A 14,821-nucleotide genomic window follows, 5' to 3' on the forward strand; every position below is an offset into this window, starting at 1 on the left:
CTCGGCAACGCCCGCGCATGCTCGAAGGACAGGAACGCGAACACCCGAAGGCAGGAAACCGAAACAGCCCAGGAAGCACCCACGAGAACCCGAGCCACCTGCGGGGCTCTGCGATCTCCAGGCGACGCGGCCCTCGCTCCACGCCCCGAGCGGCGTAGAACGTGCCCTGCTCGCCGTCCGCCAGAACCACGGCCAGCACCGCTGCCCGAGACGGACGCGACCCCGAAACGCCCAAGACAACCCGAACCATACGACTACGGACGTACACCCGAGCCAGGGGCCGCGCGCACCCAGGCTAGGGGCCGCGCGCATCCGAACTGCGGCTCATCAAAGAGGGCGACGAACTCCTCCCCTACCTACGGGCCGCGCACCCGGGGCTACAGGCCGCGCGCACCCGGGGCTACAGGCCGCGCGCACCCAGGCTAGGGGCTGCGCGGGATCACCGCCAGACCACCGCCCTCCTGCTCGACCACCGCGAGATCGCCCGACTTGTCCGTACGGTGAACCGTGAGGCCGAGCCGCCGCAGCAGGTTCAGCGTGGACGTCGCCGGGTGCCCGTAGTCGTTGTCGGCCCCCACGCTGATCAACGCCGCCCGCGCCCCCAGCGACGCCACGAACGCGGGTGACTGCCGGTTCGACCCATGGTGCGGCGTTTTGAGAATGTCGGCCCGTACGGCCATCCGCCGCGCCAGCTCGTCCTGCGCCTCCGTCTCCAGATCGCCGCCGAGCAGGATCGACCCGGACCGCCACCGTACGTGCATCACCACACTGGAGTTGTTGATCGCGCTGCCCTCGCCCTGCCCAGGCGACTCGCCGGCGGCGGGATCGGGCGCGAGGACGGTCACCTCCGACGGGCCGAACCGCCAGCGGGTGCCCGGCTGGACCGTCCACTCGGGGATGCCGCGTTGCCGCAGCATGCCGGTGATGCGTGCCTCGGCCCGCGCACTCGTACGCTGCGGGCTGACCACCACTGCCCCGACGCGACGGTTCTTGAGCACGCCCGGCAGACCGTCAACGTGGTCGGCGTGGGGATGCGTGAGCACGAGCAGCGGTACGTCCGCGACGCCGAGTCTGCGCAGGCACCGGTCCATGACCGCCGGGTCCGGCCCCGTGTCCACGACCACTCCCTTGCCGGGACCGGCCGCGACCACCAGGCCATCGCCCTGCCCGACGTCGCACATGACCATCAACCACCCTTTGGGCGGCCAAGGCCCCGCGATGGGACGGATCACTAGAACCGCCACCAAAGCAGCACCGGCCGCCGTCAGCGCCACCGCGCGCCAGGCACGGCGTCTCAAGACCGCCACCGCCACGACCGCCGCGAGCAGCAGCAACCCGAGTCCCGGTATTCCCGCGGGCCACGGCACCGTCGCGAACGGCACGCCGACCGCCCACCGGGAGACGGTGATGATCCACCCGACCGCGTACCCGGCAGGGTAGACGAGCATCCGCGCCCCGTCGAGCCACACCGGCGCTATCAGCGCGGCACCGAACCCGAGCAGGGTCGCGGGCGCCACGGCGGGCGCGACGAGCAGGTTGGCGATCACCGCGACGGGTGTGAGCTGCCCGGCCATCAGCACCAGCACGGGCGTCACGGCCAGCTGCGCCGCCGCGGGAACGGCCACGGCCTCCGCCATCCACCGCGGCAACCGCAATCCCCGCCGGCGTTCACCGGAAGCCCCGGAAGGAGCCGAACGAGACGCGCCCACCGCGCCACGAGCAGCATGACCGGAGGCCCGACCGCCCATGACACCACCAACGGCACGGTCGAACACCAGACCTCGCACCACGCCACACGCGCCAGAGCCGGACGCGAGGCCTCCCACCGCCCCACGAGCATCGGTCGAAAGGAAGACGCCCTTCCCGGCGGCTACCCCAGCAGCGGGGGCCTTCCCAGCAGCTACCCCAGGGACGGGAGCCTCCCCCGCGACTACCCCAGGCACGGGAGCCTCCCCCGCGACTACCCCAAGGACGGGAGCCTCCCCCGCGACTACCCCAGGCACGGGAGCCTCCCCCGCGACTACGCCAGGGGCTCGAGCGCCGCCGCGATCTACGTCGCGATGTCCGGGCTCCTCCGGCGGGGTCTTCGCGCCCGTCAGCCTGTCTCGCCAGCGCGGAGCGAGCAGGAGGATTCCGGCGGTGGCCGTGACGGAGAGGGCGAAGCCGTACGAGCGGGCGAGTTCGGGCACGAACAGCATCAAGAGCAGGACCGTCGCCGACAGGGCCGCGACGCCGTCCTTCGAGCGGCCGGTGCCCATGGCGACGGCGGCGGCCAGGCCCATGAGGAGGGCGCGCAGGACGCTCGGCGAAGGGCGGGCGACCACGGTGAACGCCAGCATCGCGACGGCGGCGAAGCCGGCCCGCAGCGGAAGCGGCAGGCCGACGAGCCGGGACAGCGCCAGTGCCGCTCCTGCCACGATCGCCAGGTTCGCCCCGGATACGGCGTTCAGGTGGCTGAGACCGGCCTCCCTGAAGTCGGCCGTCACCTGCGGATCCATGCGGGAGACGTCGCCCACGACCAGGCCCGGCAGGAGGCCCCGCTGATCGGGTGGCAGAACGTCGGCCGCCGCCCGCAAACCCGCCCGTATCGCGCCCGCCGCCGTCTGAAGGCTGGACGGGGGCGCCACGGGGCGGGGCGGTTCGCGGACGAGCAGGATCGCGGCCACCGACGTGTCCTGTGTCGGCTTGGCGAGGCGTCCGGTGACCTCCACCTCCTGGGTGGGCAGGAAGGAGCGCCAGGCCGAACCCGTCGCGAAGACCGTGATGGGGACGTCCACCGCTTGCCGCGACGTGGACGTCCGGATGACCTTCAAAGTCGCTGGGACCACGTAGCTTTCCTGGGCGAAACGGCCACTTGCGCTGGGCCTGAGCCGGGGGTCGTCGGTCAGGGCGATCCGGGCGGTGACGAAGGCGTTCCGGGCGGCGAGTTCGGTGGCCGGTCCGGTGGTGATGGCGTGAACGCGCAGAGCCACAGAGGCGGCCGTCGCCGCCGTGGCGATGAGGGTGGCGACGATGACGTTGCGCCATCCGAGGCGCGGGTCTCGGCCCCGCTGATCCCGTACGCGCTGGTGCGGGTGATCCGGCTCGGCAACATGGCGATGCCGCCGGCCGGAGCCGAGGCTGTATCCGCGGGTCGGTCCTCCCTCCTGAACGCCGCCTTCCCCCGGCTTCCGGGTAGGCCACGCCGTCACCAAGGCGGCGATCGCCGCCCCGGCGGCGGTGATGAAGCCGACGAGGGCGGTGCATCCGAGCAAGATCAGTGCAGTGGCCCAGGCGGCCAGCGCCGGAAGCGCCAAGGGCCAAGCAGGCTCAGGCCTGGCGACGGCGGGCTCCGACGGCGGCCGAGGCCCCGCACGGCGATCGCGCCGCGCCTGGGCGGCACCGGGCGTCCGTACGGAGCCGGGACCAGCACCGAGGGAACGGACACGAGGAAGGCCATAAGCCCGAGCGGGACCGGAGCCGACGCCATGAGCGGGATCAGCGCCAACGGCATGAGCGTCATCGGTGCCCTGAGCACGGGTGGGGCCATGGACACGGATGGGGACCTGAGTGCGGGTGGAGTCATAGGCGCGGGAGTCATGAACGCGGGAGGAGTCGTCGGCGCGGGGGTCATGAACGCAGGCGGAGTCACGACCGCGGAAGTTATGAACGCAGGCGGATCCGTGGGCACGGGTGGAGTCATGGGCGCGGGTGGAGTCATGGGCGCGGGAGTCATGGACGCGAGAGGGGTCATGGGGGCGCAGAGGATCTTGAGCGCGCGTGGAGTCATAGGCGCGGGGGTCTTGAACGCGGGAGAGGTCATCAGCGCGCATGGGGTCTTGAGCGCGGAAGGGGGCATCAGCGCGCGTGGAGTCTTGAGCGCGGAAGGGGGCATCAGCGCGCGTGGAGTCTTGAGCGCGGAAGGGGGCATCAGCGCGCGTGGAGTCTTGAGCGCGGGTGGGGTCGTGGGCGCGGGTGGGGTCGTGGGCAGGCATTGTCAGACGCGGACCTTCGGCTTGATCTCCTCGAACTTCCTCGGGCCGATGCCTGAGACCTCGCGGAGCTGGTCGACGCTGGTGAAGCCGCCCCGGCTCGTACGGAACTCCACGATGCGCGCGGCGAGGACCTCGCCCACGCCGGGGAGTTGCTCCAGCTGGTCGGCGGTGGCCGAGTTCAGGTCCAGGACGGCGGTAGCGGGGTCGAACATCGGGGAGCCCGGTGCCGCCTGGGCGGATGGGGCGCCCACCACGATCTGCTCTCCATCGATCAGACGTCTGGCGAGGTTGAGCCCGCCTGTGGAAGCACCTTTGGACACGCCTCCGGCCGCCGTGACGGCGTCCGTGACCCGGGAGCCTGCGGCGAGCAGGTAGACGCCCGGCTTCCGGACCTTGCCCGTGACGTGGACCGTGACCTTGGCGGCGGCAGCTGCCGGAGAGGTGACCGAGGCCGAGGAGGTGACGGGTGCCGGCGAGGTGATGGGTGCCGGTGGCGGCAAGGGCTGTGGCGTCGGTTGCGAGCGCCACACGAGGAAGCCGGCGACCGCTACGGCGAGCACCCCGATGGCGATGAGAGCCTTAAGGCCGGGCTTGCCTGGGTCGAGGGTGGGGCTCTGCGCGGCCAGGAACTCGCGGAGAGCCTGGAGGGAGCCCGGTGAGGGATCGGAGGTCGGGGCGGCCTTCTGCGCCCGGTGAGCGGGCGATGAGGCGCGCTGCGGTGGTACGCCGAAGTCGAATGGTGGCGTGCCGTCTCCTGCAGGGTTGAAGTCGGCTTCTGCTGCGAACTGTCCTGCCGAGTCGGGGTGTGATTGCGCCGCGAACTCTCCGGCAGTGCCGGAATACGCCTGCGCTGCGAATTCGCCAACCGAGTCGAGAGACGTTTGCGTCTCGGGCTGTCCCGCCGAGCCGAGACACGTTTGTGCTCCGGGCTGTCCCGCGAAGCCGAGACGCGTTTGCCCCGCAAACTGTCCAACCGGGTCGAGACGCGCCTGTCCCGCAAACCGCCCATCCGAGTCGAGACGCGCCTGCCCCACGAACTCTCCAACCGGGTCGACACGCGCCTGCCCCACGAACTCTCCAACCGGGTCGACACGCGCCTGCCCCACGAACTCTCCAACCGGGTCGACACGCGCCTGCCCCGCAAACTCTTCAGCCGAGCTGGGATCCATGGGCACGCTGAGGCCCGTGGACGCGTCGGTGCGCCGCAACGCCTCGGGAGCCGTGAAGGGGGCAGCATGCGATGACCGGTCAAGATCCGTGAACGAGTCGGCATGCGGTGGCTGGGCAAGATCCGTGCGTGAGCCGACATGCAGGGACGCGTCAAGATCCGTGCGGGAATCTGCACGCGGCGACCCGTCAAGGCCGGTACGTGAAGGAACTCGCGGGGATGCCCCCTGCTCGGCCGATGGGGACATGCGCAGCGGCGCCCCACGGCCAGGTGACGAGTCATCCCGTGGTGGAGTCACAAGCATCGCGAAGGAGCCACGGTGCGGGGCAGGGTGGGGCGGCATTGTGAGGTCACGTAGCGGGTCCGGGTGCAGCGGGTCTGCCACCGGGCTCGGTGCTGTGGTCGAGCTCGCCATCTCAGCGGCCCAGAAGGGATCAGCGAAAGGTAGCCCGGCGCCTTCGTCGCTGCGCTGTGCATCGCTGGGCTGTGCGCCACCGCGCCGTGCATCGCCGGCCTGTGCATCGCTCCGCTGTCCATCGCTACAGCACCCGTCGCTCCGCTGCGCATCGCCGGCCTGTGCATCGCTCCACTGCGCATCACTGCGGCATGCGTCGCTCCGCTGCGCATCGCCGGCCTGTGCATCGCTCCGCTGTCCATCGCTGCGGCATGCGTCGCTCCGCTCAGCGTCACTGGCCTGCGCGTCGCTCGGCTGTCCAATGCTGCGGTGTGTGTCGTTGAACGAGTAAGCGTCGGAAGTCGGCGATGAGCCCGCCTCGGTGCGAACGGCACTCAGCGGGTGGCCCGCATCAGCGAAGACAGCGGACATCGGCGCGCCCACCGCTGCCGCGGTGAGGGCTCCGGACGATGGGTTCGCGCTTGAGGGCATGGCGGTTGCCGACGGCTCCGCCTCCGCGTGAGCGGCGCTCCACGGAAAGCTCGCGTCGGTGAGCACTGCGGTCCTCGGTGAACTCACCGGGACGGCAGCCGGCGATCGGCCCGTGTACGGGAAAGCGGAGACCCTTGGTGGCTCCGGCTCTGTTCCGGTGTTGTTGCGCGACCTGCTCGTAACGGCGGGAAGCCGGGTGATGCCCTGCTCGGCTTCGGCGACGGCGGCGCTCACGCGCAGGCTCAGGTCGCTACGGGCGGCTTTCGGGTGCGGGCTGGGCTCGCTGCGGGCCGTGCTCGGGCGCGGACTCGACTCACTACAGACCGCGGTCGGACGCGGGCTCGGATCGCTGCAGACCGCGGTCGGACGCGGGCTCGGATCGCTGCGGGCCGCGGTCGGGCGTGAGCTGGGATCGCTGCGGTCTGCGGGCTCCCTTCTGATGTCTTGGTAGGGCGGGCGGTGCTTGGAGGACGACCCGATGCTCGTGGCCCAGGTCGGCCTGGTGGGGCGGCGGCGGACGCGGCGGGCAGGAGCGGTGATCTTCCGTATCCGGGACTCGGCTATGGCGCGCTCTGCCGCTCGATCGGGGGTTCGCACGGCAGTGAAGGTACGGCCGGGCGGCGGGCGGCAAGGGGCCGAGCGGCGTTCTGGGGGTAGGGCCTGGCCCCGGCGTCTGGCTGTGGATAAGAAGCCGGTCCCGGCGCCTGGCTGAGTAGGAAGATCGGAAACGCGGCGTCGGCGCGCCCGCGCCTGACAACCGCGCGTGTATTGGGTGGCCATAGTCCGGTCTGCTGCGAGTGGCGCCGGTATGTCCGCCTCCGCCGCGCCCGCCTTCCGTTCGTGGCGGGTGGGTGGCCTGGGCATCCGGTCCTGCGCCGTCAAGGCTTGCGTCGGGCGTTGGAGGTAGGCGTGGGTACGCCGGTGGGGCGGCTTCAGGGGTTGCTCGGCGTCACCGTCAGGCCGAGCATTCCGGGGCCGACGTGTACGCCGATCACCGCGCCCACCTCGACCACGCGCAACTCCCCCAGCCCAGGCACCCGCTTCGACAGCCGTTCCGCGAGGCCCTCGGCTCGCTGACGCGCTCCCAGGTGCTGCACCGCCACGTTCACGGGTCTGTCGCCCGCCGCCTCCACGGCCAGGTCCTCCAGGCGGGCGATGGCGCGGGACGCCGTACGGACCTTCTCCAGGAGCGAGATGCGGCCGTTGGTGATGTGCAGCAGCGGCTTGATCATGAGCGCGGAGCCCAGGAGGGAGGACGCGGTGCCGATGCGGCCGCTGCGGCGGAGGTAGTCGAGGGTGTCCACGTAGAGGAACGAACGCGTGGCGGAGATGCACCGGTTGGCGACCGAGATCACCTCCTCCATCGGGGCGCCGCTCGCGGCGGCTCGGGCGGCGGCCAGCACCGGGTAACCCAAGCCCATGGCGATCGAACGGCTGTCGATGACCGCCACCGGTACGGGCGCCTCCCTGGCGGCGGTGCGGGCGGACTCGATCGTGCCGGACATCTCGCGGGAAAGATGGATCGAGACGATCGCCGTGGCTCCGGCAGCGGCCAGGGCCGAGTAGCAGGAGGCGAAGCTGGCCGGTGACGGGCGAGAGGTGGTGGCCGAGGCGAGATCGCCGGTGAACGACCCTTCGTCGACAACGGCCGGGGAATCGGAAGAGGCGAGGGTCGTGGTCGTGACGGCTGAGGCTCCGGAGGGGGTGTCCGGGGTTTCTGAGGCGTCAGATCCGTCAGGACGCGGGGCAGGGCTCTCGGAGAGCCCTTGAACGCTCGGCAGGCCAGGCGACATGGCCGGGCTTCCGGAGGAAGTGCTCGGCGAGTCGGTTCGCGCGGCCGACCCTTCAGAACCAGCCCTCACTGCACCAGGCGACATGGCCGAGCTCCCGGAGGAAGTGCTCGGCGAGTCGGTTCGCGCGGCCGACCCTTCAGGGGGAGCGCTTACCGTGCCAGGTGACATGGGCGGGCCATCGGACACACTGCTCACCGTGCCAGGCGGCGTGGTCGGGCCATCGGGCAAAGCGCTCAGCGCTCCCGGCGGTGTGGCCGGCTCTTCGGTGGGAGCGCCCGCCGCGCCGGACCGCTCGGCAGAGAAGCCGGACCGCTCAGCGGGGAAGGCGGAGGAGACGCCGGCAGCATCAGACGGCGCCCTTGTGGTGCCCGAGGAGGTGCCCTCGGCCCCGGACGGTGCCAGTGAAGTATCGACCGCATCATCGGCGAACGCGGCCGGGGAGCCGGAAGAGGTGCCCGTCTCGCCCCGCTGCCCGGAAGTCGCAGGTGGGGTGGCGGGGGATGGACGCTCCTGCGACGGCGGGCGGGCGTCGTCCTCCTTCGTACGCGCGCCCTTGGCGATCACCTGTACGGGAACCACGGAGACCCCGGGCACAGAACCCAGGTAAGCAGTCGAATCGGTGACAACAGCGACCAAGGGTGGCATATCACCGAGATTAACTACTGAACGGGCGTTCCACCCCGCCAGACTCGGCGCGGCTTGAGCCCGAAGGACCAGGCGAACGCGCCCTCGTGGTCGGCGTCCCACTGGACGATGTCCGCCAGCCGCCCGGGAGCCAGCACGCCGCGGTCGGGCGCGCCCAGGACCGTGGCGCCGCCGAGGGTGGCCGCGCGCAGGGCGTCGTTGACGCTCATCCCGAACGCCGACACCGCCATCGCGATCACCAGGGACATCGAGGTGATGCCGCAGAAGCCGGGGTTGTGGTCGCTGCCCAGGGCGATCTGCACGCCGTGCTTGATCATCTGGCGGACCGGCGGGAGGTGGCCGCGCTGCAGCGCCGTGGCCGGGCAGACGACCGCGGGGACGCCGTATCGCGACATGATGGCGATGTCCTCGTCGGACAGGTGGTGCAGGCCGTCGGCGGAGGCGCAGCCCAGCTCGGCCGCGAGCTGCACGGCGCCCCGGCGGCTGTAGATGCCGGCGTGGATGCGGGGCAGCAGCCCGACGTTACGGCCGGAGGCCAGCACCCAGCGGGACTCCTCCGTCGTGAAGTGGCCCTCGTCGCAGTAGACGTCGACGCTGTCGGCGCCGGCCGCGGCCGCGTCGGCGCACCACGCGCCCACGGCCTCGACGTACTCGCGCTGCCTGCCGAAGTACTCGGGCGGCACGACGTGCGCCGCGAGGAACGTGACGTGCACCCGCGGCATCATCGGCTCCTTCTCCAGCTCGCGCAGAAGCCGCACGTCGGCGAGCTCGCCGTCGCGGGTGAGGTGGTAGCCGGTCTTGGCCTCGACCGTGGTGGTGCCGCCCAGCAGCCAGTCGCGCAGGCGCTCGCGTACGCCGTTGCACAGGGTCCAGGGGTCGGTGCCGCGGGTCACGGTGACGGTGGAGCCGACGCCGCCGCCCGCCGCGGTGATCGAGGCGGACGTGGAGCCGCCCGTACGGATCGCCAGCTCGGCGTAGCGGTTGCCGGCGTAGACCGGGTGGGTGTGCGCGTCGATGAGGCCGGGCGTGACGAGAGCGCCGCCCAGGTTTTCGACGTGGTCGACGTCGACGATGTCGTCGACGACGCCCGGCACGCTCTGCGGCAGGTCCGGAGCGCGCCCCACCCACGCGATGCGATCGTTGTGCACGAGGATGGCCGCGTTGCTGAGGACCTCGTTGCCGGTCCAGAGGCGGCCGATGTTGGTCAGGAGCCGAACGGTCACCGCATCACCACCCCGCACGACCCCTCGCACGGGCGCACGGCAGAGCGCACGGCTACCTGCGCCGCGCCCACTGAGTCCGCTCCGGGTCCGGACGACATGGGGGGTCTCCTGCTCTCATCCGCATCGAGTAGTGCGGTGACCGTATCGCCGGACACATGATCCAGCGATTTCAGTTCAGTTACGTTATTTCACATGTCGGGCCGCTGTACAGGGTTATTCGGAAGAAAGACCATTCATCCCAACCATCACGCAGCCCTGCCTCGTCCCCACGGCCCCCGCTGACGACTCGAACACGCCCAGTCATCATCCGAAACCTAGAACCTGAACCCAAAAATCAGACCAACGTTAGCTCTGGCTAATCCTAGCAACCCCAAGGGGGCGCGGACCACTGCCGCTTTTGGGGAGGTCTGCGCGCTTTGTAGGGAGTGTCGCCCAACCATAGCGATGGGTAGGTCAGCGCGAGTTATCGCAGCGTATGCATTAGTTCGAGCGGTCTATCACGGGACCGTTATAGACCGTGTGCACGCAGCGCCACCACCGCCCGCGGCAGGCCAATGGAACGGCATGTCAGAGGCCGTGGTCCCGCCGTTTGAACGGCACCGCAGCCGTGCCCTGGGGGCGGGGCAGCGGATACCGGCCACGGATGTGCGCTAGAGGCGGCCACAGGGGCACCGCTGGGGAGAGCCGTGAGCGGCGCCCATTGCGTCCCCGAACGAGCGCTGAAGGGCCTCAGGCTGGAGGCGGGGTCACAGGGCCCCTGAACGGCACGGGCGGGCCGCCGAGGAGCCCGGCGCGGCCCTTGCACGCCGGGAGGAAGCTCCGCGGGATGAACTGAACAGGACGGGCGGGCCGCCGAGGAGCCCGGCGCGGGCAGCGGAGCGCACGACGCGCGCACCGGACGCACCGGACGCTCCGGGCGCTCGCCGGCGATGCCCGATGCTCCGGCGGATGGCTCGCCGCCGGATCACCGGCTAAGGTCAGCGCCCCGTCCGAGCGCCTCAGAAAAGGCTCACGTCAGCGCCCCGCCCAAGCGCCTCAGAAAAAGCTCAGGTCAGCGCCCCGCCCAAGCGGCCCAGAGAGCACAGGTCAACGCCCCGCCCGAACGGCTCAGGAACGCGCGTGAGCGCCCCTCACCACAGAGCGGGGCGCTCACGACGTACGGACGGAGAAGGCGTCAGGAGACCCGCTCCACCGGCTTGCCGACCCGCACCAGCTCCTGCGACAGGCTGGGCAGGACCCGGGCGTGCAGGATGGTGCCGTCCTCGACGTGCTCGACGGACAGCACCTCGCCCTCCTTGTGCGCCCGCGAGATCAGGTCGCCCCTGTCGTACGGCACCAGCAGGTGCACCTCGTGGTCGAGGCGCGGCAGGCGTTCCTCGATGAGCCGCATCAGCTCGGGGATGCCCTGGCCGGTGCGGGCGGAGACGACGATGCTGTCGCGCTCGCGCCGGGTGATGCGGTCGAGGACGTCCGGGTCGGCGGCGTCGGCCTTGTTGATCACCACGATCTCGGGGATGTCGGAGGCGCCGTCGATGTCGCGCAGCACATCGCGGACGGCCGCGATCTGGCCCTCGGGGTCGGGGTGCGAGCCGTCGACCACGTGCAGGATCAGATCGGCGTCGCCGACCTCCTCGAGCGTGGAGCGGAACGCCTCGACGAGCTGGTGGGGCAGGTGGCGGACGAAGCCGACGGTGTCGGCGATCGTGAACAGCCTGCCTTCGGGCGTGCGGGCCCTGCGCACGGTCGGGTCGAGGGTGGCGAAGAGCGCGTCCTCGACCAGCACGCCCGCGCCGGTGACCCGGTTGAGCAGCGAGGACTTGCCGGCGTTGGTGTAGCCGGCGATGGCCACGGCCGGGATCTCGCGGCGCTGGCGCCGGTGGCGCATGGTCTCGCGCGAGGTGGACATGCCGCTGATCTGGCGGCGCAACTTGGACATGCGCTCGCGGATGCGGCGCCGGTCGAGCTCGATCTTCGTCTCACCGGGGCCGCGGCCGCCGATGCCGACGCCGCCCGCGGCGCGGCCGCCGACCTGGCGCGACAGGTTGCCGCCCCAGCCGCGCAGGCGCGGCAGCAGGTAGGAGAGCTGGGCCAGCTCGACCTGCGCCTTGCCCTCGCGGCTCTTGGCGTGCTGGGCGAAGATGTCGAGGATCAGCGCCGTGCGGTCGATGACCTTCACCTTGACGACGTCCTCGAGCTGGCGGAGCTGGCCGGGGGTCAGCTCGCCGTCGCAGATGACGGTGTCGGCGCCGGTGGCCTCGACCACGTCGCGCAGCTCGAGCGCCTTGCCCGCGCCGATGTAGGTGGCGGGGTCGGGCTTCTGGCGCCGCTGGATGAGCCCGTCGAGCACCTGCGACCCGGCCGTCTCGGCCAGGAGCTTGAGCTCGCGCAGGGAGTTTTCGGCGTCTTCGGCGGTGCCGCTGGTCCAGACGCCGACGAGGACGACCCGCTCGAGCCGCAGCTGCCGGTATTCGACCTCGGTGATGTCCTGAAGTTCGGTGGACAGGCCCGCCACTCGGCGAAGCGCCTGGCGGTCCTCAAGGTCCATGTCGCCGGTCTCGATCGCGTCGAGCGCGGGGTATTCGTGCATAAAAGTCATCTCTATGAGGGAACGTCTGGACACCTCGGTGTCTTCCCACGATGGTGGCACGACACCCTCGGCTCGAGCATCTGGTTATCAGCCGGCTCCCACAGACTGTCAAGACGGTGACACGGTGATGTCCCCCGAGCCGGCCGTGACGGAGATCTTGTTCGGCGCGGTCGTGTCCTGCTTGACGCCGATGGTGACGTCGCCGGAGCCGATCCGGCTGTCGATCGCGTACGGCTGGTCGGGCACGCGCACGTCGATGTCGCCCGAGCCGGCCTTGAGCCGGAGGTCCTGGGGGACGGCGCTGAACTTGAGCTCGATGTTCCCCGAGCCCACCTCGCCGGAGAGCTTCTTCCCCGCGAGCCCCGCCGCGTCCACGTCGCCGGACCCGGTGCTCAGCGTGATCTCGCCGGTGAGATCTCTGAGCGTGATGTTGCCGGAGCCGGACTCCAGGGTCATGCGCAGGCCCTTGGGCACCTCGATCTTGTAGTCGACTCCGCAGGTCCCCCACTGCGACGGGCACCCATAGGTGAGGAACAGCTCCTGCCCGTCCACCCGGTGCTCCGGCCGCGGCTTGTCGCCGCCGCGCCAGTGCAGGGTCTCGACGACGCGTACGGCATCGCCTCCCGTCTCGGTGATGACCGCGTCCCCCGCGTTGCTGACCAGCCGCAGCGCGGTGACCTTGTCGGTCACCTCGTACGACACCGTGTCCTCATGGTTGGGCCCCGCGAGGCTCGCGACCCCGCACCCGGTGAGCAGCACGGTGGAGGCCAGCAGCCCGCCCGCGATCGCATTCCTTCTCATGGGGCAGATCCTTCCTGACGCCAGGTGCTCCGGCATCGGGGATCACCCCGGAATCACTCCCGGGTTACCCCGACCTTTGACCCGAGAAGGCCGCCAGAGTAGCTTGACTTCCACAATCCAGAATTCATTTTCCACTATGCGGAAAAGGGTGAGGCTCATGGAGATCACCGGCCCGAAGCTCGACCGGTTCGAGGAGATACTCACGCCGGAGGCGCTCGCGTTCGTGGAGACGCTGCAGCGCGAGTTCGGCCCGCGCCGCCTGGAGCTGCTCGACGCCCGCCAGGCCAAGCAGGCGGAGCTGTCGGCGGGCGGCACGCTCGACTTCCTCCCGGAGACCAAGGAGATCAGGGAGGGCGAGTGGAAGGTCGCGCCGCCCGCGCCCGGCCTTGAGGACCGCCGCGTCGAGATCACCGGGCCGGTGGACAGGAAGATGACCATCAACGCCCTCAACTCGGGCGCGAAGGTGTGGCTTGCCGACTTCGAGGACGCCAACTCGCCGCTGTGGGAGAACTGCGTGGGCGGCCAGCTCAACCTGCGCGACGCGCTCGACCGCACGATCGACTTCGAGACCGGCGGCAAGTCGTACACGCTCAAGCCGGACGACGAGCTGGCCACGATCGTCGTGCGCCCGCGCGGCTGGCACCTCGACGAGAAGCACGCGCTGGTGGACGGCGCGCCCGTGTCGGGGTCGCTGTTCGACTTCGGCCTCTACTTCTTCCACTGCGCGCAGCGGCAGATCGACAAGGGCAAGGGCCCCTACTTCTACCTGCCGAAGATCGAGTCGCACCTGGAGGCCAGGCTCTGGAACGACGTGTTCGTCAGGGCCCAGGACCTGCTCGGCATCCCGCAGGGCACGATCAGGGCGACGGTGCTCATCGAGACGTATCCGGCGGCGTTCGAGATGGAGGAGATCCTCTACGAGCTGCGCGACCACTCGGCGGGGCTGAACGCCGGCCGGTGGGACTACCTGTTCAGCGTGATCAAGAAGTTCCGCACGCGGGGCCGCGAGTTCCTGCTGCCGGAGCGGAACGCGGTGACGATGACGGCGCCGTTCATGCGCGCCTACACCGAGCTGCTGGTGCGCACCTGTCACAAGCGGGGCGCGCACGCGATCGGCGGCATGGCGGCGTTCATCCCCTCGCGCCGCGACCCCGAGGTCAACGCGGTGGCGCTGGAGAAGGTGCGGGCCGACAAGACCCGCGAGTCCAACGACGGCTTCGACGGCTCGTGGGTCGCGCACCCTGACCTGGTGCCGATCTGCCGCGAGGTGTTCGACGGGGTGCTCGGCTCGCGGCCCAACCAGATCGACCGGCTGCGCGAGGACGTCAACGTCACGGCGGCGGACCTGCTGGCGGTGTCGGACACGCCGGGCGACATCACCGAGGCGGGGCTGCGCAACAACGTCGACGTGGGCCTGCGCTACCTCGCCGCCTGGATGGGCGGGCAGGGCGCGGCGGCCATCCACAACCTCATGGAGGACGCCGCCACGGCCGAGATCTCGCGCTCGCAGATCTGGCAGTGGATCCACAACGACATCACGCTGTCCGACACCGGCGAGCAGGTGACGAAGGAGCTCGTGGAGCGGATCATCGGCGAGGAGCTGGCCAAGATCGCCGAGGAGCCGGGCTATGACGAGGGTCTGTACGCGCAGGCGACGGCGCTGTTCAAGCAGGTCGCGCTGGACGACGACTTCGCGGAGTTCCTGACCCTTCCGGCCTATGCTCAAATGCCATAAAGAAGCGTA

Annotated in this window: 7 protein-coding genes; 1 reads left to right on the forward strand and 6 read right to left on the reverse strand. The window is 70.6% G+C overall.

Features of this window, described 5'->3' with window-relative positions; genetic code table 11:
- Nucleotides 1-422 precede the first annotated feature (422 nt).
- The 6 genes from ACGFIM_RS12610 to ACGFIM_RS12635 all read right to left on the reverse strand — a co-directional run bounded on the left by ACGFIM_RS12610 (nt 423) and on the right by ACGFIM_RS12635 (nt 13,077).
- Entirely contained in the window at nt 423-3,974 is a 3,552-nt protein-coding gene (locus tag ACGFIM_RS12610) for a ComEC/Rec2 family competence protein (RefSeq protein WP_393198976.1), read from the reverse strand.
- Between the two features lie 2 nt (nt 3,975-3,976).
- Nucleotides 3,977-5,143 carry a helix-hairpin-helix domain-containing protein gene (locus ACGFIM_RS12615; protein ID WP_393199736.1) on the reverse strand — a complete coding sequence of 389 codons (1,167 nt, stop codon included), beginning with the start codon at nt 5,141-5,143 and terminating at the stop codon, nt 3,977-3,979.
- A 1,817-nt stretch (nt 5,144-6,960) separates the two neighbouring features.
- Complete coding sequence (locus tag ACGFIM_RS12620) at nt 6,961-8,466, reverse strand: DegV family protein (protein ID WP_393198979.1); 1,506 nt, start codon at nt 8,464-8,466, stop codon at nt 6,961-6,963.
- 14 nt (nt 8,467-8,480) lie between these two features.
- Nucleotides 8,481-9,689: an imidazolonepropionase gene (hutI, locus tag ACGFIM_RS12625; protein ID WP_393198982.1), complete on the reverse strand. Its 1,209-nt coding sequence runs from the start codon at nt 9,687-9,689 to the stop codon at nt 8,481-8,483.
- A 1,174-nt stretch (nt 9,690-10,863) separates the two neighbouring features.
- Nucleotides 10,864-12,276 carry a GTPase HflX gene (hflX, locus tag ACGFIM_RS12630; RefSeq protein ID WP_393198985.1) on the reverse strand — a complete coding sequence of 471 codons (1,413 nt, stop codon included), beginning with the start codon at nt 12,274-12,276 and terminating at the stop codon, nt 10,864-10,866.
- Between the two features lie 108 nt (nt 12,277-12,384).
- Nucleotides 12,385-13,077 (reverse strand): DUF4097 family beta strand repeat-containing protein, encoded by a 693-nt coding sequence (locus tag ACGFIM_RS12635; RefSeq protein WP_393198988.1) that lies wholly within the window; start codon nt 13,075-13,077, stop codon nt 12,385-12,387.
- 157 nt (nt 13,078-13,234) lie between these two features.
- Here ACGFIM_RS12635 and aceB point away from each other — a divergent pair, with 157 nt between their 5' ends.
- The gene (gene aceB / locus ACGFIM_RS12640) at nt 13,235-14,812 is read left to right on the forward strand and encodes a malate synthase A (protein WP_393198991.1); all 1,578 of its coding nucleotides are present in this window, start codon (nt 13,235-13,237) and stop codon (nt 14,810-14,812) included.
- Nucleotides 14,813-14,821: the final 9 nt, after the last annotated feature.

This window comes from Nonomuraea sp. NPDC049309, from assembly GCF_043196965.1.
GTDB classification, from domain to species: domain Bacteria; phylum Actinomycetota; class Actinomycetes; order Streptosporangiales; family Streptosporangiaceae; genus Nonomuraea; species Nonomuraea fastidiosa.